This window comes from Corynebacterium pelargi, assembly GCF_014635485.1.
Lineage (GTDB): Bacteria > Actinomycetota > Actinomycetes > Mycobacteriales > Mycobacteriaceae > Corynebacterium > Corynebacterium pelargi.
Genome location: NZ_BMCX01000003.1, coordinates 345,187 through 367,519, shown reverse-complemented (window position 1 = coordinate 367,519; position 22,333 = coordinate 345,187). Strand labels below are relative to the sequence as shown.

General features: G+C 57.8%; 22 protein-coding genes. 10 read left to right on the top strand and 12 right to left on the bottom strand.

The genetic code is table 11. The annotated features are described in order from the left end of the window. Positions 1 to 90: 90 nt before the first annotated feature. The gene (locus IEU99_RS08155; protein ID WP_164931171.1) at positions 91 to 873 is read left to right on the top strand and encodes a DUF1648 domain-containing protein; all 783 of its coding nucleotides are present in this window, start codon (positions 91 to 93) and stop codon (positions 871 to 873) included. A gap of 220 nt (positions 874 to 1,093) precedes the next feature. On the opposite strand, the gene pgi is transcribed toward IEU99_RS08155, so the two are convergent. Beyond that, a complete protein-coding gene (gene pgi, locus IEU99_RS08150; RefSeq protein WP_128890198.1) occupies positions 1,094 to 2,731 on the bottom strand; it encodes a glucose-6-phosphate isomerase in 1,638 nt (545 codons plus the stop codon). A gap of 272 nt (positions 2,732 to 3,003) precedes the next feature. On the opposite strand from pgi, the gene IEU99_RS08145 reads away from it, so the two are divergent. Continuing rightward, entirely contained in the window at positions 3,004 to 4,476 is a 1,473-nt protein-coding gene (locus IEU99_RS08145) for an NAD-dependent succinate-semialdehyde dehydrogenase (protein WP_128890197.1), read from the top strand. Between the two features lie 148 nt (positions 4,477 to 4,624). Here the strand turns inward: IEU99_RS08145 and IEU99_RS08140 are convergent, their stop codons facing one another. Then, positions 4,625 to 4,942 carry a chorismate mutase gene (locus IEU99_RS08140; RefSeq protein ID WP_128890196.1) on the bottom strand — a complete coding sequence of 106 codons (318 nt, stop codon included), beginning with the start codon at positions 4,940 to 4,942 and terminating at the stop codon, positions 4,625 to 4,627. A 102-nt stretch (positions 4,943 to 5,044) separates the two neighbouring features. Here IEU99_RS08140 and pcrA point away from each other — a divergent pair, with 102 nt between their 5' ends. Further along, positions 5,045 to 7,507 carry a DNA helicase PcrA gene (pcrA, locus tag IEU99_RS08135; protein ID WP_128890195.1) on the top strand — a complete coding sequence of 821 codons (2,463 nt, stop codon included), beginning with the start codon at positions 5,045 to 5,047 and terminating at the stop codon, positions 7,505 to 7,507. 45 nt (positions 7,508 to 7,552) lie between these two features. Here the strand turns inward: pcrA and IEU99_RS08130 are convergent, their stop codons facing one another. From IEU99_RS08130 to IEU99_RS08115, 4 genes are all read right to left on the bottom strand, one after another. Next, on the bottom strand, positions 7,553 to 10,222 hold the full coding sequence (locus IEU99_RS08130) for an ABC transporter permease (protein ID WP_128890194.1): 2,670 nt from the start codon (positions 10,220 to 10,222) through the stop codon (positions 7,553 to 7,555). Then, positions 10,222 to 10,905 carry an ABC transporter ATP-binding protein gene (locus IEU99_RS08125; RefSeq protein WP_128890193.1) on the bottom strand — a complete coding sequence of 228 codons (684 nt, stop codon included), beginning with the start codon at positions 10,903 to 10,905 and terminating at the stop codon, positions 10,222 to 10,224. The genes IEU99_RS08130 and IEU99_RS08125 overlap by 1 nt, the downstream gene beginning before the upstream one ends. Next, entirely contained in the window at positions 10,902 to 11,435 is a 534-nt protein-coding gene (locus IEU99_RS08120) for a PadR family transcriptional regulator (protein WP_128890192.1), read from the bottom strand. Before IEU99_RS08120 ends, IEU99_RS08125 begins: the two co-directional genes overlap by 4 nt. 120 nt (positions 11,436 to 11,555) lie before the next feature. Then, a complete protein-coding gene (locus tag IEU99_RS08115) occupies positions 11,556 to 12,260 on the bottom strand; it encodes a M23 family metallopeptidase (protein ID WP_128890191.1) in 705 nt (234 codons plus the stop codon). A gap of 722 nt (positions 12,261 to 12,982) precedes the next feature. On the opposite strand from IEU99_RS08115, the gene IEU99_RS08110 reads away from it, so the two are divergent. The 5 genes from IEU99_RS08110 to IEU99_RS08090 all read left to right on the top strand — a co-directional run bounded on the left by IEU99_RS08110 (position 12,983) and on the right by IEU99_RS08090 (position 18,287). Further along, the gene (locus IEU99_RS08110) at positions 12,983 to 13,465 is read left to right on the top strand and encodes a DUF2798 domain-containing protein (RefSeq protein WP_128890190.1); all 483 of its coding nucleotides are present in this window, start codon (positions 12,983 to 12,985) and stop codon (positions 13,463 to 13,465) included. A gap of 137 nt (positions 13,466 to 13,602) precedes the next feature. Beyond that, positions 13,603 to 15,225 carry a cell division protein PerM gene (locus tag IEU99_RS08105; RefSeq protein ID WP_128890189.1) on the top strand — a complete coding sequence of 541 codons (1,623 nt, stop codon included), beginning with the start codon at positions 13,603 to 13,605 and terminating at the stop codon, positions 15,223 to 15,225. A gap of 5 nt (positions 15,226 to 15,230) precedes the next feature. After that, on the top strand, positions 15,231 to 15,830 hold the full coding sequence (gene purN, locus IEU99_RS08100; RefSeq protein ID WP_128890188.1) for a phosphoribosylglycinamide formyltransferase: 600 nt from the start codon (positions 15,231 to 15,233) through the stop codon (positions 15,828 to 15,830). Beyond that, the gene (gene purH, locus IEU99_RS08095; protein ID WP_128890187.1) at positions 15,827 to 17,398 is read left to right on the top strand and encodes a bifunctional phosphoribosylaminoimidazolecarboxamide formyltransferase/IMP cyclohydrolase; all 1,572 of its coding nucleotides are present in this window, start codon (positions 15,827 to 15,829) and stop codon (positions 17,396 to 17,398) included. Before purN ends, purH begins: the two co-directional genes overlap by 4 nt. 61 nt (positions 17,399 to 17,459) lie before the next feature. After that, entirely contained in the window at positions 17,460 to 18,287 is an 828-nt protein-coding gene (locus tag IEU99_RS08090; RefSeq protein WP_128890186.1) for an HpcH/HpaI aldolase/citrate lyase family protein, read from the top strand. Here the strand turns inward: IEU99_RS08090 and IEU99_RS08085 are convergent. The 6 genes from IEU99_RS08085 to rpmB form a co-directional block, all read right to left on the bottom strand. Next, positions 18,284 to 18,964 (bottom strand): TetR/AcrR family transcriptional regulator, encoded by a 681-nt coding sequence (locus IEU99_RS08085; RefSeq protein WP_128890185.1) that lies wholly within the window; start codon positions 18,962 to 18,964, stop codon positions 18,284 to 18,286. The genes IEU99_RS08090 and IEU99_RS08085 overlap by 4 nt on opposite strands. Positions 18,965 to 19,086: 122 nt before the next feature. After that, a complete protein-coding gene (locus IEU99_RS08080) occupies positions 19,087 to 20,049 on the bottom strand; it encodes a putative nucleotidyltransferase substrate binding domain-containing protein (RefSeq protein WP_128890184.1) in 963 nt (320 codons plus the stop codon). Positions 20,050 to 20,225: 176 nt separating this feature from the next. Further along, positions 20,226 to 20,474, bottom strand: coding sequence for a 30S ribosomal protein S18 (gene rpsR / locus IEU99_RS08075; protein ID WP_123933489.1), 249 nt, complete (start codon positions 20,472 to 20,474; stop codon positions 20,226 to 20,228). Between the two features lie 15 nt (positions 20,475 to 20,489). Beyond that, positions 20,490 to 20,795, bottom strand: a complete 306-nt coding sequence (gene rpsN / locus IEU99_RS08070; protein WP_123933490.1) for a 30S ribosomal protein S14 — start codon at positions 20,793 to 20,795, stop codon at positions 20,490 to 20,492. A 3-nt stretch (positions 20,796 to 20,798) separates the two neighbouring features. Beyond that, positions 20,799 to 20,963 carry a 50S ribosomal protein L33 gene (rpmG, locus tag IEU99_RS08065; RefSeq protein WP_012359793.1) on the bottom strand — a complete coding sequence of 55 codons (165 nt, stop codon included), beginning with the start codon at positions 20,961 to 20,963 and terminating at the stop codon, positions 20,799 to 20,801. A gap of 3 nt (positions 20,964 to 20,966) precedes the next feature. Next, on the bottom strand, positions 20,967 to 21,203 hold the full coding sequence (gene rpmB / locus IEU99_RS08060; RefSeq protein WP_123960570.1) for a 50S ribosomal protein L28: 237 nt from the start codon (positions 21,201 to 21,203) through the stop codon (positions 20,967 to 20,969). 491 nt (positions 21,204 to 21,694) lie between these two features. Between rpmB and IEU99_RS08055 the strand changes: the two genes are divergently transcribed. Both IEU99_RS08055 and rpmF read left to right on the top strand, forming a co-directional pair. Continuing rightward, entirely contained in the window at positions 21,695 to 21,961 is a 267-nt protein-coding gene (locus tag IEU99_RS08055) for a type B 50S ribosomal protein L31 (RefSeq protein WP_123960569.1), read from the top strand. 15 nt (positions 21,962 to 21,976) lie between these two features. Further along, positions 21,977 to 22,150, top strand: a complete 174-nt coding sequence (gene rpmF / locus IEU99_RS08050; protein WP_013911085.1) for a 50S ribosomal protein L32 — start codon at positions 21,977 to 21,979, stop codon at positions 22,148 to 22,150. The last annotated feature ends 183 nt before the right edge of the window (positions 22,151 to 22,333 follow it).

Below are 22,333 nucleotides of genomic sequence, written 5' to 3'. Positions count from 1 at the left end.
CCGATAGTATGTGAGCTAAGCTACAAACTTAAGCGACCAGCCGGCGAAGAGGCTTTGAAGCTCAACAAAGAAAGCCGGAGAGGAAGCATCATGGATAACGCCCAACTGTGGCAACGAATAGATCACCCGAGGCCTTCTACACGCAGCGTGAAGTGGCTCTACCTGCTGTGTGCACTCATCATCGGTGGGGCAATGGCGTATGTGGGGATGCGATGGGAAGACATTCCCTCGCCGGTGCCCACCCACTGGGGCGCAGACGGGCCGGATGATTTTGCGCCGAAATCGATCAGCGCTGTTTTTATGGGCAGTTTTATCTTCATCGGCACCATTGTGCTGATGGTGGTCGTGACCGGGATTGCCACCTACGCGATGAAGCAAAATGAATCCGAAGATCACCCCATTGACCGGCGCCTGCAAAGTGAACTCAACCGGGTGCTGACAGCCAAAATGATTGCCTACATCAGTCTGGCACTGGCACTCGTAATCGCGGTGGTCCAAGTGTGCTCGGTGCTGCCCCAGTACCAGCACGTGATGGATGGGATGGGACTGTTCATTGGCATCATGATTCTCGTGCTGGTGGTGCTGGTGCTGTTGATTTGGTGGGCCAGTGCGCAAACGCGAGGTTTGCAACGAGCAATCGAGAAGGCCCAGCAATCCGGGAGGATGCCAGAGGGGGCCGAGGTGGAAGGCGTGAATCACCACTACAAGTTCGGGCTTTTCTACTACAACCCCGAGGATCAGCGCGTAATAGTTGAGCGTCGCTATGGCATCGGCATCGACTTCAACTATGCCCGCTGGCAGGGCAAGCTATTTGCCGCCATCATCTTTGGCACCGTGGTGGCGTGCGTTGCGTTGCCGTTCTTGCTGAGTTAGCAAACGTGCTGGCGTGCTGAGTTGGCAAACGTGCTGGCGCGCTGAGTGAGCAAACGTGCCGGCTTGCTGTGCTATCGCCAGGTAGAAGACACCAGCCCCTTGCTGCGAGATGTGCAGCAAGGGGCTGGTTTTCCTTTTGCCACCCCCAAAAACGCCAACACCCCTCCCACACCTGGCATGTGAGGCGGGAAGGGGGGGGGGCTTGAAAAACTAAGAGGCCTTAGCGCTTGGAGCGGTACCAGCGGATCAGCTCGTCGGTGGAGGAATCGCCGGAATCGACGTCCTGTTCGCCACTGACGGCCGGGGCAAGGTCATTGGCCTGCTGCTTGCCCAGCTCAACGCCCCATTGATCGAAGGAGTTGATGTCCCAGATCATGCCCTGGGTAAACACGATGTGCTCATACAGGGCGATCAAGGAACCAAGCACAAAGGGGGTGAGTTCCTCGGCAAGGATGGTGGTGGTGGGGCGGTTGCCCGGCATCACCTTGTGGGGCACAACCTCGGCGGCAACGCCCTCGGCCTCAATCTCCTCGGCAGTCTTGCCAAAGGCCAGCACCTTGGTTTGGGCAAAGAAGTTGCTCATCAAAAGATCATGCATGGAGCCCTCGCCACTAGCGGTGGGCAGATCCTGCTTGGGGCGGGCAAAACCAATGAAGTCTGCGGGGATCAGCTTGGTGCCCTGGTGCATGAGCTGGAAAAAGGCGTGCTGGCCATTGGTGCCGGGCTCGCCCCAGAAAATCTCGCCGGTACCGGCGGTCACCGGGGTGCCGTCGCGGCGCACAGACTTGCCGTTGGACTCCATAGTGAGCTGCTGTAAGTAGGCGGGGAAACGGCCAAGATCCTCGGAGTAAGGCAGCACGGCGTGGGTTTCTGCACCAAAGAAGTCGTTGTAGAACACGCCCAACAAGCCCATGAGCACGGGGATGTTCTCGCGGAAATCGGCGGTGCGGAAGTGCTCATCCATGGCGTGGAAGCCTTCGAGGAAGCGCATGAAGTCCATGGGTCCAATCACCGTCATCAGCGACAAACCGATGGCGGAATCCACGGAGTAGCGCCCGCCAACCCAGTTCCAGAAGCCGAACATGTTCTTCGTATCAATACCGAATTCGGCCACCTTCTCGGCGTTGGTGGAAACGGCCACGAAGTGCTTTGCTACCGCGGCTTCATCGCCGAACTTCTCCAGTACCCAGCGCTTAGCGGCATGGGCATTGGCCAGGGTTTCTTGGGTGGTGAAGGTCTTAGAGGCCACCACAAACAAGGTAGACTCGGGGTCGCACTCATCCAGTACTGCCACCATGTCGGCGGGATCAACGTTGGAGACGAACTTGGCGTGAATACCGGCGGTGGCATAAGCGCGCAGTGCCTTCACTGCCATGGCGGGGCCTAAGTCGGAGCCGCCGATGCCGATATTGACCACAGTTTTAATGGTGTGGCCGGTATAGCCCAACCAAGCGCCAGAGCGCAGTGCCGTGGCAAAGTCACGCATGCGGGCGAGCACCTCGTGCACATCGGCGGCGACGTCTTGGCCATCGACTTCCAGCTCATCTTCTACAGGCATGCGCAACGCGGTGTGCAGTACTGCGCGATCCTCGGTGTTGTTGATGTGCTCGCCTTGGTACATGGCCTCGATCTTGTTCTTTAGATCAGCGGCGTTGGCCAGATCCACCAGCGCATTGAGGGTATCGGCATCGATGAAGTTCTTCGACAAATCGACGTGCAATCCAGCGGCATCGAAGCTGAAGCGCTCGGCGCGATTGACGTCTGCACCAAATAGGGTGCGCAGATCAGTGGCCTGGAGCGCCTCGTGGCGCTTGCCCAGCGCCTCCCATTCCGGTGTGGCAGTGACGTCGAATGACATAGTCGAGCTCCGTTTCTGTAGACGATCTTGGCAGGAACCAAACCCCGCAAAAGGCGACGCCTTCTCACTAAGCCTGGCAATTCCAAGTTTTGCTTTATACCGACTTTATTTCCGATCGGTCATGAGTTCACCTCTAACGCTAGTCCAGTTTTGCCCGAATCGCTCTGATCGCGTGCTGCGAATTGATCACAGTTCCTGTGACCTCCCAAAGCTTGAAAATAACTTGTACCGCTGATCACACACAGCCTGCATATCGCGGTTACAGTAGTGGCATGACTGCTCAAAAGTTCCCCACTGAATTGCCTCAGGATGTCCCCACTGGTTTGTTCATCGGCGGAGAATTCCGCGATGGATCAGATGGCGGCACCCTCGAGGTATATAACCCTTCCGATGGCACCGTGTTGGCTACCGTGGCCTCTGCTAGCAAAGACGACGCGCGCGAAGCGCTCGATAAGGCCGTAGAAGTCCAAGAGCAATGGGCTGCAACCTCGACCCGTGAACGCTCTGAGATCCTGCGCAAGGCCTTCGAGCTCATCCACGAACACGGCGAAGAACTCGCCCTCATCCAATCCCTTGAACTTGGTCGCGCACTGAAGGATTCCCAAGGCGAAGTGGCCTATGCTGCGGAATTCTTCCGCTGGTTTGCAGAAGAGGCCGTGCGCGTGCGCGGTGACTACCGCGAAAGCCCAGCAGGTAACGCCCGCATTGTGGTGCGCCACGTCCCGGTAGGCCCCTGCCTTGCGGTTACCCCGTGGAACTTCCCCCTGGCAATGGGTGCGCGCAAATTGGCTCCAGCCCTGGCTGCCGGCTGCACCATGGTGGTCAAGCCTGCTTCTAAGACCCCGCTGACCATGCTCTATCTGGCAAAGCTGCTGCAAGAGGCAGGCGTGCCCGATGGTGTGGTTGCCGTCTTGCCGTCGAATAAGGCATCGAACGTGTCCTCGCTGCTTGAAGATGAACGCCTGCGCAAATTCACCTTCACCGGCTCCACCGAAATTGGTCAGATGCTGGCACAAAAAGCAGCAGAGAAGTCCATTCGTGTTTCCCTCGAACTTGGTGGCAATGCGCCCTACGTGGTGCTTGATGATGCCGACATGGACACCGCTGTAGAGGCCGTAGCAACTGCGAAGATGCGTGGTGCAGGCCAGGTGTGCATCGCAGCCAACCGCTTCTTGGTGCAAGAAAGCATCGCCGAGGAATTCACCGAGCGCGTGGTTGAGCGCATGAAGCAGCTCCGCCAAGGGCCTGCCACCTTGGAAGATGTGGACTATGCAGCGCTTTCGGGAACCGATCAGGTAGAGACGGTATCCAAGCTTGTCGACGACGCCCTAGAGCGCGGTGCCACCCGTTTCCTTGGCGATGCACTGCCCGAGGGCTTGCCAGAAGATGGTTATTACTACCCGCTGACGGTGCTTGGCAATATCCCCGAAGGTTCCGAGATCCTGGACAATGAGATCTTCGGCCCAGTGATTGCCGTGACTACCTTCACCAGCGATGAAGAGGCCGTGCGAAAGGCCAATGACACGCAATTTGGTCTTGCTGCCTACGTCTTCTCCTCCGGTTTGGAGCGAGCACTGAATGTGGCAGAAAAGATCGAAGCCGGCATGGTGGCAGTGAACAAGGGTGCACTCTCCGATCCGGCAGCACCCTTCGGTGGCGTCAAGCAATCCGGTATTGGCCGCGAAGGCGGCTTCGAGGGCATCCACGAGTTCCTCGACACCCAATTCATCTCTTTGCCGAAATAACCTCGGCTACGTGCGCTCCCGCCGCTGCAACGTGGTGGCGGGTAGGCTCTAAAACGCCTCAAGGCCTCGACACACAGCAATGTGGATCGAGGCCTTCGCTCATTTATGCATGGCGCTGCTGCGAGCTACTGCTCGGCGTAGTTGCGAGCTACTGCTGAGAGGCGTTGCCGAGCTTGCCGCGGCCCATCCTTAAGAGCAAACCTGCAAGCACTGGGCCTTCCTCGCCAATTTCTTTTCTGAACTGATTGATAATGGCTACTTCACGGGTGTGCACCAAACGGGTGCCGCCTGAGCCCATGCGGGTTTGGCCGATCGCCTTAGAAATAAGGGCGCGGCGCTTGACAGCATCGAGGATTTCTCGGTCAAGCCGGTCGATTTCTTTGCGATAGCGCTGGATCTCGGCATCAGACAAAGGGTCATCGGTGCCACTTGGCATACGGATTTCAAACAGCTGCTCCTCGCTCATGAGCAACTATTGTGCCACGATTGGCACAAAAAGCGCGCAGGGGCAGGCTTAGCTACAGGTGTTCGAATGCTGATCGGGGGTTGGGTTGTAGGTTGGTAGGCGATGAATAGCACGCAGCAATCCCCATTCCAGCCACACGAGCCCAATCCTTTCCAAGCTCGTACCCCGCAGCAGCAAACCTTCCACGGTGCTCCTGTGCAATCGCGCAACCCCAGTGCCGAGGAACTCACCCAGGGCTTAAATCCGCAGCAGCGTCAGGCCGTTGAGCACACCGGCTCACCGCTGCTGATCGTGGCGGGTGCTGGTTCGGGTAAAACGGCGGTGCTCACGCGAAGGATCGCGTATCTGATGGCAGCCAGGGGAGTGCATCCTGGGCAGATCTTGGCCATCACCTTTACCAACAAAGCCGCAGCGGAGATGCGCGAGCGCGTCACAGAGCTCGTCGGCCCTGTGGCCTCAAGGATGTGGGTTGCTACCTTCCACTCCACCTGCGTGCGTATTTTGCGTGAACAAGCGCAATTGGTTCGAGGGCTCAATAGCAATTTCACTATCTATGATGCTGATGATTCCAAGCGCCTGCTGCAGATGATTGCTAAGGATCAGGGCCTGGACATTAAAAAGTTCACTCCCCGGGTGCTCGCCACTGCTATTTCGAATCTGAAAAACGAATTGCGGGATCCCAAGACAGCGCTGGAAGAGGCGATGAATACCCGCAACCCCTTTGAAAAGACGGTTGCTGAAGTATTCGTGGAGTATCAGGCACGTCTGCGTGAATCCAATGCGGTGGATTTTGATGATCTGATTGGCGAGGTCGTCCGCATCTTCCGTGAGCACCCACAGGTCACGGAATACTACCGCCGCCGCTTCCGCCATGTGCTCATCGACGAGTACCAGGACACCAACCATGCGCAGTACGTGCTGGTACGTGAGCTGGTAGGCACTGGGCCAGATGCCAGTGAGCTTTGTGTTGTGGGCGATTCGGATCAGTCCATTTATGCCTTCCGTGGCGCCACCATCAGAAACATTGAAGAATTCGAGCAGGACTACCCGCAGGCCACCACGATTTTGCTGGAGCAGAACTATCGCTCCACCCAAACCATTTTGAGTGCCGCGAATGCGGTGATCTCCCAAAATGAACACCGTCGCGATAAAAAGCTATGGACCGCGCTTGGGCAGGGAGAGCAGATCGCCGCCTATGTTGCCGATAATGAGCACGACGAGGCGCGTTTTATTGCCAATGAGATTGATGCGCTTGAAGCCCGCGGCGTGGCCTATGAAGATATCGCGGTGATGTATCGCACCAATAACTCCTCGCGTGCGATTGAAGATGTATTCATGCGCACCGGCATTCCGTACAAGGTTGTGGGCGGCACGCGATTTTATGAGCGCAAAGAAATCCGCGACGTGATCGCGTATCTGAGGCTGCTTGATAATCCGGAAGACACTGTCTCTTTAAGGCGCATCATCAACACCCCTCGTCGTGCGATCGGCGAGAAAGCCATTGCCACCCTCGCGCTTCATGCCCAGCACCATCAGGTGAGCTTGCACCAGGCGCTTATCGACGCCCGCGCTGGCCACGTCAGCGCCTTGAATCCACGCAGCGCCAAGGCCGTATCGCAATTCGTCGACATGATGGATAGCCTGCGCTCAGAGGCAGACCAACTCATCAGTGAGCTCAGCGGGCTGCCGGATATCGGAGAGATCATCGCCCGCATCCTCGATGTCACCGGCTACAAGGCGCAACTGGAACAAAGCAATGATCCTCAAGATGGCGCAAGGCTGGATAACCTCCAGGAATTGGTCTCCGTGGCTCGTGAATTTTCCTCAGAAGCCGCCAATCAGCTCGCCTATGAGCAAATGGACGGCAGCGAAATAAGCACAGAAGAAGGCGAAGCTGCACCCGGAAGCATTCAGGCCTTTCTTGAGCGTGTGTCGTTGGTAGCCGATGCCGACCAAATTCCAGAACACGAACAAGGCGTGGTCACCTTGATGACGCTGCACACCGCCAAGGGCCTGGAATTTCCCGTGGTGTTCCTTATCGGCTGGGAAGATGGACAATTTCCCCACATGCGTGCGCTTGGAGATCCCAAAGAACTCGCCGAAGAACGACGCCTGGCCTATGTCGGTATTACCCGCGCGCGCAAGCATCTCTACCTCTCGCGCGCCATGCTGCGTTCGAGCTGGGGCAATGCAGTAACCAATCCGCCATCACGATTCTTCTCAGAGATCCCAGAAGAGCTTATGGATTGGCGCCGGGAAGAACCCACGGCTCAAGACCCCTGGGGTGGCTATGGTGCCAAACGCTTCAACGGTGGGGGATGGGGCTCAGGTGGGCACCCCCAAGCCGGTCGAGCACGCAAGGTTGCACCAAAAATGCCCACGCGTTCGAGCACACCTGCACTCAAACTGGTGGTTGGTGACCGCGTGAACCACGATAAGTACGGGCTCGGAACTGTCACCGAGGTGACAGCAGTGGGGGGAACATCCACGGCAACGATCGATTTTGGTTCATCAGGAACGGTGCGCTTGATGCTCCTGCCGGGGCTTCCGATGGAAAAGCTCTAAACAAACACGACACCCCAGGCAAGAAGTTGCCTGGGGTGTGTGGAACTAGTCCATGCGATAGCGCACTGTTTGCTGGCGCCAGCTCATGGCCGCCCCGATGCATAAGGCCACAAGCGGGAACACCACGCCCAAACTCAGCACAAGAATTGGATCAAAATGCACCCAATCGCGCTGACCAAAGCGAAGCAGTGTTCCATCTTCGCCATATGTTGGACCCTCTGAGCTAATCCAAATGCTCATCATGGCGATCAGCATCGGCACCACCGTGCCCAAGGCGGCGAGAAGGCATGTGGAGGTAGCACCTAGAGCGCGAAGCTGCGCGGGTGTTGCGCCAACATCGGCAAGTTGTCGCTGCATTCTGCGTAAGTCTCCAAGCCCGAGCACCGCGCTAATAGCTACCACCAGAACCAAAGGCACAAGCAAGAGCCCGCTTAACATCAGCCGATCCTGCACGGATTTTGGTGCTGGGTAGGTGTAGAGGAACACATCGGGTGCTGATTCGCGCAGTGTTGTGTCAAGTGTCTGTACGGTGCGCCCATCGAGGGGGTGCTCAAGCAATAACATCGAGGCCCAAAAGCTTGGGGTGTATCCCAACTCTTCTGCCACCTGGGGCGTCATCACCATCTCTGTGGTGTTTTCGGGCAAAAGCGAGGCCATCTCGACCTTTTGAAGCTTTGGGTGGGCGTCATTGAAGGAGGTTTCGACCTCCTGGACACCATCGAGCTGAGCGTCTTTTGATACCAGCACCTTGCCCTGTTCGAGTGCTCGTTTAGCCTGAGCCAAATCATTACCTTTGAGGTTGAAAAACTCCAGAATCTCAGGTTTAGCTACTAATGGCTCGGCGTAGGTGCCTAGGAGGAATGTTGCCGGATTATCGCTTTCTGGGACGTCACACGCCGAGCTAGCTACCTCGATGCCTTGGTTATTAGGGCAGTGCTGCGTGTACCACTGCGTTGATAACCCAGGCAGCATCACGGCACCTCCGGTGTGGTACACATCTACTTTCTTTTTCACCGGAACTTCGGCCTCTACCGTACTGGCTGCAGCAGTAAGCGACTGAGGGGAATGCGTCGAGGATTCAGGATCCTGCTCGATCGCGGCGATACCAATAGCGGCGGTGTTATAGCTTCGAGCAGTGAGATCAACCATGCGCTGGGTGCGCATATCTTCGGTGCTCACCATGGAAAAGGCGATGAGGGTGATGCCAGCCAGGGCTGCAAGCGCAGAGCCAGACCGTAGCATTTGGCGCCGCATGAGTGTTGCAGCAAGCCTCAGCATCAGTGGTTTGCGCAGTACCCCGCAGCCCAGGATGACGGCAGGTACGCATAAAACGGTGGCGATCAGTACATAGAGCAGGGTTAATGCGGAATCAAACCACAGTGCGTAAAGCGGCAGCGTTCCGAATGCTGAGGCCTGTGACAGCCCCGCGAAGATGAAAAACACCAGCAGCATCACGGGTCCGATTGCCATCCAATTGCGCCAACGGCGCACCCGGTCGATTCTGCCGCCTTCAGCGCTTTGGCTGATGTTGCTGCGTGCGGCAAGCCACGCGGGGAGATAGGAGGCGATGAGTGCTCCGATAATGGCAAAGATCATGCCAATGGGCAGCAACTCGAGGTGTGTTGCAAATTGCACGCTCGGGGCTTTGATGCGCCAGAACACAAAGCACGCGATAAGGCCCAAAGCGGTGCCGAGCAGCGCGCCTACAACACCTGCGACCAGGCCGTAACCGAGCACAGCAATCCGGATATCGCGGCGGGTGGCACCTTGGCTTCGCATCAACGCGAAGGTTTCGCCGCGCTTGGAGGCGCTGATGGCAAACACAGGTGCCACCACGAGCAAGATGAGGATCGCGATGATGGCATAGGCTGCGATGCTCACGATGAGGAAAGCAGTGTCATTGAAGTAAAAGTCCCGCACAACCGAGGAATCTTCAAAGCCAGGGTAGAGCTCCTCGGCTGGGGGTGGATTATCCATGACGTCTTGGGAACGCACCACGAAGCCTTTGGCGTTCAAGGCTTTCACATCGTCCCAGGAAAGGGGGCGTGGGCCACTGAGCACCCAGGAGGATTCCACTGAATTGCTCAACTGCTCGGGCTCAAACAGTGTGCCGGGGATGATCACTGCGTTAGCGCTGCCAATGAGCTGGTTTACCGTGAGTTCTTTTGTAGCCTTAAGCTGCTGATCCTTCGGGGTCTGCGTGCTTACTTCCACCTTCACCTTGTCGCCAGGGTGGACTCCGATGCGTTGGGCGGTATCCACGGGTAGCGCAATGTCTCCTATACCTGGGGTGGCAGCACCCATGCGCAGGTTTTCTGGTGCGCGGATAGCAAGGCCGGTTTGGTGCGAGATCTTCTTGCCTGAGACGGCTTGAATCTTGGCGGTGGTATCGGCATTGATCGTAGCCTCGAAGCCGCTGGGTAGGGCTTGGTTGAGGGCATCGGAAGGGCCGGCCCCCTTGGCGGAGTTGCCCTCGCAATCGGAACCCCATCCTTCGACATTTTGCTTGCAGCTTCCGCCAAAGAAGGTGGCGACGTTACGCTGTTCTACTGCTTGGGAGGCCTTGGTGTAAATTGCACTTGAGCTGGTGCTAAAGGCGAATACCCCAACGGGTAGTGCCACAAGGAGCACGGCGAGCAGTGAGCGCCACCAATGCTTGCGGGCATCGCGCAGTGTGGGCCGAAGGGAAGCTTTGACGGTGTGGAGCGTAGACATCACACACCCCTATCCTCACTGAGGCGGCCATCGCGCATGTACACCACTCGGTCAGCCCACCCGGCAAAGCGGGCCTCGTGGGTGACAAGCAGGCCGGCTGCTCCGTGATCTACTCGCTCTCGCAGCACTTTCATTACGGCGTCGCTGGTGGCGGTATCGAGTGCGCCGGTTGGTTCGTCTGCCAGCAACACATCGCGTGAACCGATGAGGGCGCGAGCGATGGCAACGCGCTGTTGTTGTCCACCGGAGATCTCGTCGGGGAAGCGATCTTCGAGCCCTTCAAGCCCAACTGAGTCAAGAGCCTCGCTAATAGCCTCTTGCAGTTTGGAGGGAGTTTGCCCATCGAGCTCGAGGGGTAGTGAGATATTTTCAGCCACGGTGAGCTCAGGAACGAGATTAAAGCGTTGGAAGACGACCCCGATCTTGGTTCGTCGAAAAGCTGCAAGCTTGGCATCGCTCAAGCCGGCGGTGTCTTCGCCGTGTACCAGCACTGCGCCGGAATTGGGGCGTTGTAGCAGGCCAGCGACATTTAGCAGGGTGGATTTGCCTGAGCCTGAAGGTCCCATCACCGCGATGAGCTCGCCGGGGTGAAGCTTCAGGCTGGCGTCGCACAGAGCTTGCACGGGGTAGGCCTTCGAGCCAAACACCATGTTTACGTTGCGTAGTTCGATTGGAAGATTCATGATGCGGCTCCTTTGGTTTTAGGGGCGAGTGCCTCTACTCGATCAAGCCAACGAGCTTCGGCTTCAAGGTCGAAGATTCTGCGCTCGTAGAGCAGTTTCTCGGCGCTTCGGTCTTCGGGGAGATCTTGGTTCTGCTTGTGAAGTGCCCGCAGTTTTTGCAGCACCCCTGCGCGTTGTCGATCAAGTAGTGCTAATAGATCCACTCCGTTGTTTGCGGCAAGCACGATTTTGGTCACGAGTTCATCGCGATCGTCTTCGGTGCGAAGTGCTGGTGTGCGCCACCAGAGTTGGAGTGCTTCTTTTCCGGCATCGCTTAGGCGATAGACCTGGACTGTTCTTCCGTTGCTGCTTGGTGCCGTACCGGCTTCTGCTACAAGACCATCGCGAACTAGTCGATCCAGCGTCTGGGTGACTTGGCCAATATTCAAAGGCCACATCTCGTCGGTTTCTTCCTGATAACTGTGACGAAGCTGGTTTGCGGATAGTTCTTGAGAATGCAGCAAAGCCATGAGCGCGTATTTGATTGCCATGGGCAAGCCTCTCATCGAATAGGTTACTGGGTAACCTGAAACTTACCCAGTAACTTTCGGGGCTGCAATAGTTTTAGGGGCAATAGATAAAAGAAAACCCCCGAGAAGGGGGTAGAAATGCTAGGAGATGACGATCCCGAGGTTTGCAAGCCAGGGAATCGGATCTACCGGGCCGCCGCCATTGGGGTGCACTTCGAAGTGGAGGTGGGTGCCGGTGGAGAAACCGCGATTGCCCATGCCGGCAATCTGTTCACCGGCGGCTACCTTCTGGCCCACGGTCACGTTAATAGTTTCTACGTGTCCATACACGGTGATCGTGCCATCTTCGTGCTGGACGCGAACCCACTGGCCAAAGCCGGAAGCTGCACCAGCGTCGATAACTACACCGTCGAGCACCGAGTAAATGGGGGTATTGGTGGCGTTGGCAATGTCGATACCGGCGTGCAGCACTCCCCAGCGCATACCAAAACCGGAGGTGAAAGCGCCCTCGGCCGGGGTGTGAACCTTTGGCTTGGGGGTGCGAGCGGCTACATCGGCAGCGGCGAGCACATTCGAGTACTCCACTGCCTTGTTGAGCTGATCGCCCAGGTTGGGCATCGGCTTGAACTCCGGAATGGCCAGAATCTGCGGTGCATTGCCATTGCCTGGCTGTGCCGCATCGGCGGTGAGTTCAATAGCGGGATTGGCATTGTTGGCCAGTGCAACACCGGTCGCACCAGCGGTGGACACGGTGCCGGTTGCTAAAGCTACAAAGGCAATACGGCTGCGTGCTGGGGTAGGTTGCTTGCGATGCTTGCCACCTGCCACGCGCTGAGTCTGCTCCATGAGCCTTCTTCCGTATCTTCTGCATGAAGCCCCTGGGTGCGGGGGCTTCTTCCTTCTTCCTTGCGCCAACCATGGTTACGGTTCGCGCAAGGAATGTAACCAAGTTGTTATCTAACTCGCTGTAACGATAGTGAAGCCTCGGCAATCAGGCAACTTGTTTTGGCAGGTTTTGGCAAATTTTTTAGGCTGTTATGTCACCTATTTAGGCCTGGAGTTACGAATGTGTCATTTAGCAATTGCTGTGGTTGCAGTGGTGGACACGTCTAATAGTCTCCAATAGTCTCCAATAGCTCCCGGTGGCCCCCGGCGGACTCCTCGCCGAATACACACTGCCGTAAGGGAAGGGGGCATAGCCGGTGTAGAAGAAGGTGCCCCGGCAGAGTTCGGCGGAAGCGAAGGCAGTATCCCGCAGATCGTCCTTCGCCCACCGGGGCCTCATGCCGCCAAACGCTTCGAGCCCGCAACGCCTGACTTGCATTAACAGCCTTGCGGTGCGGAACGGATCAACAGCGCAGCGTCAGCGCATCAACCCAGCGCCGTGTCGAGTTGAAGCAGTGGGCAGTTCTATATATGATGCCCCAAGTCCGATACCTCCCGGCCGGAAATATCCGTTTGGGGGAGGTCCCTCGCATCACGCCCCAGTTACGCCGGCGCGCGATCCGAGCCTTGAGGGTTTTCGGTGAGGACACACCCGATACACACCCTTGACGTGAGGATCTTTCATGCCTAATTCACCTAAGCAAGCCCTGCTTTTTACCCTGCTCATGTGCCCGATCATGGTGGCCGGAATGAGCCTCTACAACATGATCGCCATCCACGGCTTCACCTGGGAAGCACTGCGCATGGCCATCTATGGCTTCCCTCTAGCGTTGCTCGTGGCCTTTGCTTTGGACTTCTTCGTGGTAGCTCAGCCGGCGAAGGCGCTGGCTGCAAAAATCATTCGCCCATCGTGGCCTAATTGGGCCAAAATCGTCACCGTATCTACCACCATGATTGTGTTCATGGTCGTGCTCATGAGCGGTTTTGGCGCGGTCATGGCCGTTGGCTACACCCGTGAGGTGTGGGCGCAGTGGGCGGCTAATATTCCCTTCAATTTCATTGCAGCTCTACCGTTGCAGCTCATCATCGCAGGCCCTATCGTTCGCTTCGTTTTCGGACGAGTCCTCACCTGGCGCCGCACCCGTGTGGTGCACCTGAATCAGTAGCCCGACTGCCGCCGCGCAGGCCTCCGTGCATACCTCCGCTCAGACCGCCGCGTAGGTGGCCGCGTAGCTGACTGTGTTGCGTATTTTTCAGAGTGGCTTACAACCATTGATCGCAATCCGTGGCACAGTAACCAGTGATGAGAAAGAAGACGAGCCCCAGCAACGGTCCAACACGCCGCCCCCGCTCGCGTCCTGCGGGCGCTGGAACAAAGCCGTCTTCTACAAGTTCAAGGCCAAGCAGCACTACCCGTAAAGCGGATCGCGCCGGCAAAGTGGTGCCGAATAGCGGCGAGAAAACGTTCAAGCAACGCTTCCGCAACTACCTCACCGTGGCTATCGTGCCCAATGGCATTGCCGTGGCCATTGCCATCATGCTGGCACTGCTCATCCTCGTGCTCAGCTCCACCACACTTGCAGCCCTACCTGCCACCATCGCTGAAATTTGGTTGGTGGCCAACATGGTGCCAGCACATGCAGACGGCATCACCATCGGCGTCTTGCCAATGTTGCCCGCAATCTTATTGGGTGCCGGAGTATCGCTGAAGATTCGAAAGGCCGTAGGCAGGCATATCACCCTGCGCGATCTCGGTGGAGTGATCCTCAGTTGCCTCGGCGTGCCGGTGCTTTTAAGTATCACGGCATGGGCGATGCTCCTCGATGCCTCCCAAGTCTTTGACCTCAGCGCCCCCAATGTCTTCTTAGCCATCCTCAACACCCTCCTGGTGCACGCCAGTGCGATTGCCATCGGCATGGGGCAAAAGCTTTGGCGTTCGCTGGCGAAACACTGGGGTATTAGCGCTGACTTCGTCCTCATCGTCCGCGCCACATGGACACTCTTCCTGCAGCTTTTGGCATTAGGCGCCGTACTGGCCTGCGTCTCGCTGCTGTGGCACCACCAAGCGCTATTGCAGTCTTTGCAGCCCTATAACAGTCAGGGCATTGTCGCTTTGGTCGGTGTATGCCTGCTCTACGTGCCCAATGTCGCCATCGCTGCAACCAGCATGTTGTTCGGCGCGGACATCCAGATCCAGGGTCTTTCCATTTCGCTTTTCGACGCCCAACCGCCCGTCCTGCCGCCGGTTCCATGGTTTGCGGCGCTCCCAGTTGAACACCACGCGTGGGCACCGTTGCTCATGCTGCTTCCTGCTGCCTTGATGCTGCGCTTTGCTATCAACCACCTGGCAAGTTGGAAACATCTGGCTGCCTCCGTGGCGGCCCTGGGGCTGATGACCTTGCTTGCCACCCAATTTGCCGGTGGCGTGTTGGGCTATTTCGATACCGTTGGCCCGACGATCTGGCTGAGCACGCTGCTTGCCATGGTGTGGTTCTTTGCCATTGGTGCTGGAGTCCTTGGCGTTGCCGCCCTGCTTGCACGCAAAGCAGTGGTGGAACCAGAAGTGGTAGAAGGCAAGGACGAAATCGGCCAAGAAGAAGAGTCGGAGCAAACAGAAGCCTCTGAGGAGATCCTCGAAGGCGAAGTGATTGAAGAGCCCGAGCACGAAGAAGCCGGGCATCAAGACGTAGACGGCGAGGCTGTGGTCGAGGAGCCAGCAGATCCTGAGGTGGAAGCACCCGAAGCCGAGGATGACGTGGCCGAAGATCCTGTAACGCAGGAAGATGTTGAAGAAGATGTCGTGGCCGAAAAGGATCAGCCAGACTTCGGTGCCGAAGCAGAAGAAGCACTTGAGCGCGAGGCTGAACATGAAACGGGTGAGGGCGAAAGTAACACGCCCGATCAACCTGAGCATCGTGACTCTTAGTTACGATGACCTTTGTGCATACTCCAATCGACATTGTGGTGTTGGCCTCTGGTTCAGGCACCTTATTGCAAGCGATCATTGATGCCCAGGGCAGCTACCGGGTAAAAGCAGTCGTGGCAGATGTGCCATGCCAAGCCCTTGAACGGGCAGAAGCAGCGGATATCGCCACCCACCTCGTAGCGCTGCAACCCGGCAGTGACAGGGCGGCGTGGAATGAGGAACTGGCCAAAACGGTGGGGCAGTACCAGCCGCAGCTCGTTGTTTCTGCAGGGTTTATGAAGATCCTCGGCGCAGCCTTCTTAGCTCAATTTGGGGGCAAGATCATCAATACGCACCCGGCGTTACTGCCCGCCTTCCCCGGTGCTCACGCCGTGCGCGATGCCTTGGCCTATGGAGTGAAAATAACCGGCACCACCGTGCACTTTGTCGATGCTGGTGTAGACACCGGCCCGATTATCGCCCAGGAGGCGGTGCGGGTAGTCCCGGGGGCAACCGAGGCTGAAGTTCATGAGGTGATCAAGCAGGCAGAGCGTACACTCATTGTGTCCGTGCTTAACGCCTGTCGGGTGGATCAAGAAACGAAAGAGGTTAGCTTCGACCTATGAGCGAAGACCGCAAAGCCATCAAACGCGCACTGATCAGCGTCTACGACAAAACCGGGTTGGAGCACCTCGCTCGCGCCCTCAACGACGCCGGTGTGGAGATCGTCTCCACCGGCTCCACCGCCGCCAAGATTGCCGACCTCGGCATCGCGGTAACCCCAGTTGAAGAACTCACCGGCTTTCCCGAGTGCCTCGAAGGACGTGTGAAAACACTCCACCCCAAGGTCCATGCCGGCATTTTGGCCGATACCCGCAAGGAAGATCACTTAAGCCAGCTTGAAGAGCTCGGCGTTGATGCCTTCCAGCTTGTGGTGGTCAACCTGTACCCCTTCACCCAAACCGTGGCTTCCGGTGCAGATTTCGATGCCTGCGTCGAGCAGATCGACATCGGCGGACCTTCCATGGTGCGCGCAGCAGCCAAGAATCACCCCTCGGTTGCCGTGGTGGTAAACCCCGACCACTACCAGGAAGTCGTTGAGGCCATCGGACGCGGCGGTTTCACCCGCGCAGAGCGCACCGAATTGGCTTGTGAAGCCTTCCGCCACACCGCAAGCTACGACGTAGCAGTAGCAAGTTGGATGGGCGAGCAGCTTTCCGACGAAACCTTCCCCGCATGGCAAGGCCAGACCTATGAGCGAGCCAATGTGCTTCGCTACGGCGAAAACCCCCACCAAAGCGCAGCACTGTACATTGATGCCGCTGAACACGGTGGCTTAGCTCAAGCCGAGCAACTGCACGGCAAGGAAATGAGCTTTAACAACTACACCGATGCCGACGCCGCTTGGCGTGCTGCATGGGATCACGAGCAACCCTGCGTGGCCATCATTAAGCATGCAAACCCCTGCGGTATTGCAGTATCGGAATCCTCCATCGCAACCGCACACCGCAACGCTCACGCATGCGACCCCGTGTCTGCCTTCGGCGGTGTGATTGCCTGCAACCGCGAAGTCAGCGTGGAGATGGCCAAGCAGGTAGCCGAAATCTTCACCGAAGTCATCATCGCCCCCGGCTATGAAGACGGCGCGGTAGAGGTACTTTCGCAGAAGAAGAACATCCGCATCCTGGTGGCGCCGAAGCCCGAGCGCGATGTGCTTGAGCAGCGTCAAATCTCCGGCGGTTTGCTCGTGCAACAGCGTGACCTGGTAAACGCAGAAGGCGATGACCCAGCCAACTGGACCCTCGCCGCTGGTGAAGCAGCCGACGATGCGTTGTTGGCAGAACTCGTCTTTGCTTGGCGCAGTGTGCGCGCAGTGAAGTCCAACGCCATCTTGCTCACCAAAGACGGCGCCACCGTCGGCGTGGGCATGGGGCAGGTCAATCGCGTCGATGCTGCCAAGTTGGCCGTGGAACGCGCCAATACCTTAGGCCAAGGCGCTCAGCGTGCCGAAGGGGCAGTGGCCGCATCCGATGCCTTCTTCCCCTTTGCCGATGGCTTTGAAGTGCTGGCCAATGCTGGTGTGCGTGCAGTGGTGCAGCCAGGTGGCTCCATCCGCGACGCTGAAGTCATTGAGGCCGCAAACAAGGCCGGCGTGACCATGTACCTCACCGGTGCGCGTCACTTCGCTCACTAAGAGCCTTTAACACTTGTGCCTAGTGCCCCAGGATTCCTCCTGGGGCACTAGGCTTATGCGCATGAGCTTTGCCATTCCAGGACCTGCCCTTCTTTTTGCCCCCGCTAATCGCGCGGAGGTGATCCCCAAAGCTGCCGCCAAAGCAGACATGGTGATCCTGGATCTAGAAGATGGCGCAGGCACGCTTGAACGCGAGCAGGCCTACCGCAATATCCGTGAGGCGGGACTCGACCCCGCCACCACCATCGTGCGCACCGTGGGGCCAAGCGACGAACACTTCGAAGAAGATATTGCGTTTGTTCGCAGCACCGAATATCGCACGGTGATGCTGCCGAAGGTCTATGCGCAGATTCCCGATGGTCTTGAGGGTCTCGACATTATCGCGATGATCGAAACGCCGCTGGCCGTGGTGAATCTTCAACGCATTGCCGAGCATCCCCACGTCGTGGGCCTTTTCTGGGGTGCCGAAGACCTCACCACCATGCTCGGAGGCACACACTCTCGATACCTCGATGATGAACCTCACCGCCTTGCCTACAGAGACACCATGCGCACCACCCGTGCGCTGATGCATATCCATGCTGCAGCAGCCGGCAAGATCAGCATTGACGCGGTGCACGCCGACTTTGAAGATGAAGCCGGCCAATTTGAAGAAGCCGTCGACGCAGCCCGAAGTGGTTTCGCCGCCACCGCATGCATCCACCCGAAGCAGGTAGCCACCGTGCGACGTGCCTATGCTCCCGAACCGCAGCAGGTTGCTTGGGCACAGAGGGTGGTGGAAACGGCCGCGCAGTACCCCGGTGCGTTCAAGCTCGATGGTGAGATGGTGGATGCACCGCTGATTGCCCAAGCCAAGCGGGTGCTTGAGCGGGCAAACCTCAACGGCTAAGCATGAGGTTGCTGAGCAACCTCGGCGAGCAGGGCCAAGGTGCGTTGCTCGCGCTGTTCTGGCAGGGCAGCGCCAAGGACGGCGAGCGCGGCGTCGGCAAGCATGATGGCAAGGGCCGGAAGGTGGTCCTGGCTTAACTCCTCGGGGATCACGCCATCATTTGGGCGCATTTCAATGACGCTCAATGCGATGTGGAAGGGAAGATCCACCCGAGGATCATCTTCGCCAACAATCGCTGCCGCCAAGTCACGGAAGACCCGCGCCAAGGCCGCGCGCTGCTCGTGGTAGGCGGCGAATTCTTCCGAGGCCGCGACGGGCAACTGATACAACCTGCCAATGTTCCACCTGGTAGAAAGCAAAAGGCGGCATTCCGCGGCCGTCAGCGCCCAGAGGCGCAACGTGGGTTCGGCATCAACATCGTGCAGGCTTGCCGCTAAGCGGGTGGAAGGCTCCACCGTGGAATTGAGCAGGGTGAGGAAGATCTCCGTCTTCGACGGGAAGTGATAGTACAAGGATGCCTGGCGGATGCCCACGGAATCGGCGATCTGGTGGGTGGAGGTGGTGGCAAAGCCGCGGGTAGTGAACAGTTCTGCGGAGGCGTCTAAGATCTCCTCGCGAGCAGTATTACCGCGTCGTCGCGGACTATGCTTGCGCGGGCGTCCAACGGCTCCTGCCATGGTGTCACCACTTTCGTAAAAAACTACCAAGCTGGAACAAGCCAGCATATGAAACCTACAACAGATACCTCAGCGTGAAGCAGCTTGTGGGCGCTCACCACTTTGGCTTAGAAAATATCAGCCTATTCTACGCTAGCGCCTGATCCGGATACATCATTGATCCTGTGGCGCGCCTGCACCGCTCGCATGACGTCGGCAACCAACCGTGCGCTTGCACCAAAGACACTGCGTTGAATGGCCGTCAAGCTCGTGGGGGTGGTGTGAGCTGCCTGGACTCGCTGGCGCCAACGCTGGAGCTCAAGGTCTTGGGCTGCGTCGAAAGCCTGCAATAGGGAGGTCACTTCAGTTTCGCTGAGCAGATGGGCATGTTGGGCATAGCGCAAACGATCAGGCGTGGCGGCACTGGGGCATTCGGCGGCCACACCCGCCCAGCGTGCAAGCCCAACAATGGGTGCCAGCAGTTGATCACGAACAGAGACCACGGAAGCGGTGCTCGGCATGCCCTGCTGGCTATGCACCAAAGGCGGCTGCAAGGCTAAAGCCTGTCGCAATAACTCATCGGTGGGGGAGAGCTCATTGACGCGACGAAGCGACCACGTACCGGCGTCGGCATAAAAGGCCAAGGTTTGGCCCGTGGCGGCCTCAATGCGTTGAAGCCACTGCTGCCTGCTTGCGGGAGCTGAACGAAGCGAGGCCTGGGCAACCGTTAAGCCGAGATCGCGCAACATGCCAGCTACAACATCGGTGGCATCGGCGACGTCTTCTTCAGCCTGGGCAGGAGACAGGGCAAGCCAGGTAATCGTCGAAGATGGCAGGGCATCGCCGCGCCCCACGGCTCCCGAGAGCACCAGCCGTACCCCTCCGGTGGCATCGAGCACGCCTTCGCTATGGAGTGCATCGCTGAGCAGGCGTGAGTACCAAGCCACAAGTTCCTGGGGCTTGGCTGCATGGTCTACGGCATTGCGCATGAGATCTTGGCTTTCGGCGATGACGCCGCGGACGGTAGCCAAATGATCGCAATGTTGGGCAACCTCCGAGAGGTCTTCGAGCGACTCATGCAACACGGTGAGACTCCTTTTGTGCACGGTTGGGGTCTAGGTGAAATGCCCTGGGTTGGCATTCACCGCGCCCCTAAAATGTAGCAGTTCGCCTTTGTGGCCATGCTGTAGATACGACAACGCGCCCGCCAGAGTCGAAACTCTGGGGGCGCTTAGTGCTGTCGTTGCCCGCTATCAGCGGGCGTAAATTGCCCTAGCCGGATTTAGCGGCTGGTGAACGGCAGGAGAGCCATTTCGCGGGCGTTCTTCACGGCGGTGGCAACCTGACGCTGCTGCTGAGGGGTCAGGCCGGTCACGCGACGGGAACGGATCTTGTGGCGATCGGAGATGAACAGACGCAAGGTTTCGATGTCCTTGTAGTCCACCTTCTCAACGCCTTTAGCCTTGAGCGGATTCTTCTTGGGGCGGCGGGACTGCTCCATCCGCGCCTTCTTCATGTTATTGCGCTTCATTTGAAAACTCCCTGATTACCAGCTGGACTTACGAACACCAGGCAGCTCACCGCGGTGAGCCATCTCGCGCATACGGACACGGGAAACACCGAACTTGCGCAGGTAGCCACGGGGGCGACCATCGCGGGAGTCGCGGTTGCGTACGCGTACCGGAGAGGCGTCGCGGGGCTGACGGTTCAGCTCGAACTGTGCGTCCAGGCGCTCTTCGTCGGTGGAATTCGGGTTCTTGATGATTGCCTTGAGCTCGTTACGGCGCTCCGCGTAGCGGGCGACGATTTCCTTGCGCTGCTCGTTCTTGGCGATCTTGGACTTCTTAGCCATAGATTATCGCTCCTCGCGGAATTCGACGTGCTTGCGGGCTACCGGATCGTACTTCTTCAGCGTGATGCGGTCGGGGTTATTGCGCTTGTTCTTACGGGTGACGTAGGTGTAACCGGTGCCAGCCGTAGACTTCAGCTTGATGATCGGACGAATGTCATTACGTGCCATCTTTTAGATCTTCTCCCCACGTGCTCGAAGCTTTGCCACAACGGACTCGATGCCGTCGCGGTCGATAATCTTCAGACCCTTGGTGGAAACATTCAGGGTGATGGTACGGCCCTCGGAGGGCAGGTAGAACTTACGACGCTGCACGTTGGGGTTCCAACGGCGAGACGTGCGTCGGTGCGAGTGCGAGACGGACTTGCCGAACGACGGCTTGCGTCCCGTGACCTGGCAAATAGCCGACATGGGTTTCTTTCTCCTAGCCGCCCACGCTCAATACCTGCAAAATTCCGCAACAGTTCACTGCATTAACGCAGGTAGATGATGCGGAGAGGAAGTTGACGAGGGCGATATACGAACAATTTCGACAACAGCAAGAGACAACCATACTCTAAAGGCGTGCTAAGACCTAATCGCCTGCCAAAATGTTGCGAATGTGACCCATGGTGGTTTCTGAGCCTCGATGAGGTGAAAGCTCACGGGGCTTGAACGGCTCTTGCTGGAGTAGCTGACGGAAGGCTTGAGTACTGGGGCTGTATATATAGAGGTATCCAACCTTGACGCTTAAGTTGGCGGGCGTGGGGCGTCGATTAGCTAGAAGTGGCGTCAAGGTGTAAGATACGCAAAGTTGCCTCCGTGCTGATCGCGGAGCTTCAAGTAAGCGAACCCAACTCAGGCACGATCTACGCGGATGGCGTAGAAGCGACCTGAAGTATCAATCCTGAGGGAATCGACATATGAAGAAAGACATCCACCCGGACTACCACCCGGTAGTCTTCCAGGATGCGGGTACCGGAACGAAGTTCCTCACCCGCTCCACCGCAACCAGCCAGCGCACCGTTGAATGGGAAGACGGCAATGAGTACCCGCTGATCGTCGTTGACGTGACCAGCGAGTCTCACCCCTTCTGGACCGGTGCACAGCGTGTTATGGACACCGCTGGCCGTGTTGAGAAGTTCCAGCGTCGTTTCGGTGGCATGGCCCGCCGCAAGAAGAAGGCTTAAGAGGAGGGAAATACCATGGCAGTACCGAAGCGTCGCATGTCGCGTGCTAACACGCGCTCCCGTCGTTCCCAGTGGAAGGCCGACAACGTCGCCCTCCAGGAAGTCAAGATTGACGGCCAGACCGTGCGCATTCCGCGCCGTTTGGTCAAGGCCGCTCAGCTTGGTCTTGTAGAGGTTGAGCAGTTCTAAGCTCCCTCACGCAATCACCGCCACCTACCTTTGAGGTGGCGGTTTTTGTCATATCTGCCCAGGCATGATCCAGTGCAGAGCTCCAAGTCTTGCCGGCTGATGGTTCTAAGCAAGCTCACAGGATCTGGCAATGAATTGCTAAGTCTGGTTCCAGTAGTGAGGCAGTCTGTGGTTGCATAGTAT

Excerpts from the sequence above, each read along its gene's own strand:
- IEU99_RS08155 (WP_164931171.1), top strand. The coding sequence starts at position 91 with ATGGATAACGCCCAACTGTGGCAACGAATAGATCACCCGAGGCCTTCT.
- pgi (WP_128890198.1), bottom strand. The coding sequence starts at position 2,731 with ATGTCATTCGACGTCACTGCCACACCGGAATGGGAGGCGCTGGGCAAG.
- IEU99_RS08145 (WP_128890197.1), top strand. The coding sequence starts at position 3,004 with ATGACTGCTCAAAAGTTCCCCACTGAATTGCCTCAGGATGTCCCCACT.
- IEU99_RS08140 (WP_128890196.1), bottom strand. The coding sequence starts at position 4,942 with ATGAGCGAGGAGCAGCTGTTTGAAATCCGTATGCCAAGTGGCACCGAT.
- pcrA (WP_128890195.1), top strand. The coding sequence starts at position 5,045 with ATGAATAGCACGCAGCAATCCCCATTCCAGCCACACGAGCCCAATCCT.
- IEU99_RS08130 (WP_128890194.1), bottom strand. The coding sequence starts at position 10,222 with ATGTCTACGCTCCACACCGTCAAAGCTTCCCTTCGGCCCACACTGCGC.
- IEU99_RS08125 (WP_128890193.1), bottom strand. The coding sequence starts at position 10,905 with ATGAATCTTCCAATCGAACTACGCAACGTAAACATGGTGTTTGGCTCG.
- IEU99_RS08120 (WP_128890192.1), bottom strand. The coding sequence starts at position 11,435 with ATGGCAATCAAATACGCGCTCATGGCTTTGCTGCATTCTCAAGAACTA.
- IEU99_RS08115 (WP_128890191.1), bottom strand. The coding sequence starts at position 12,260 with ATGGAGCAGACTCAGCGCGTGGCAGGTGGCAAGCATCGCAAGCAACCT.
- IEU99_RS08110 (WP_128890190.1), top strand. The coding sequence starts at position 12,983 with ATGCCTAATTCACCTAAGCAAGCCCTGCTTTTTACCCTGCTCATGTGC.
- IEU99_RS08105 (WP_128890189.1), top strand. The coding sequence starts at position 13,603 with ATGAGAAAGAAGACGAGCCCCAGCAACGGTCCAACACGCCGCCCCCGC.
- purN (WP_128890188.1), top strand. The coding sequence starts at position 15,231 with ATGACCTTTGTGCATACTCCAATCGACATTGTGGTGTTGGCCTCTGGT.
- purH (WP_128890187.1), top strand. The coding sequence starts at position 15,827 with ATGAGCGAAGACCGCAAAGCCATCAAACGCGCACTGATCAGCGTCTAC.
- IEU99_RS08090 (WP_128890186.1), top strand. The coding sequence starts at position 17,460 with ATGAGCTTTGCCATTCCAGGACCTGCCCTTCTTTTTGCCCCCGCTAAT.
- IEU99_RS08085 (WP_128890185.1), bottom strand. The coding sequence starts at position 18,964 with ATGGCAGGAGCCGTTGGACGCCCGCGCAAGCATAGTCCGCGACGACGC.
- rpsR (WP_123933489.1), bottom strand. The coding sequence starts at position 20,474 with ATGAAGCGCAATAACATGAAGAAGGCGCGGATGGAGCAGTCCCGCCGC.
- rpsN (WP_123933490.1), bottom strand. The coding sequence starts at position 20,795 with ATGGCTAAGAAGTCCAAGATCGCCAAGAACGAGCAGCGCAAGGAAATC.
- rpmG (WP_012359793.1), bottom strand. The coding sequence starts at position 20,963 with ATGGCACGTAATGACATTCGTCCGATCATCAAGCTGAAGTCTACGGCT.
- rpmB (WP_123960570.1), bottom strand. The coding sequence starts at position 21,203 with ATGTCGGCTATTTGCCAGGTCACGGGACGCAAGCCGTCGTTCGGCAAG.
- IEU99_RS08055 (WP_123960569.1), top strand. The coding sequence starts at position 21,695 with ATGAAGAAAGACATCCACCCGGACTACCACCCGGTAGTCTTCCAGGAT.
- rpmF (WP_013911085.1), top strand. The coding sequence starts at position 21,977 with ATGGCAGTACCGAAGCGTCGCATGTCGCGTGCTAACACGCGCTCCCGT.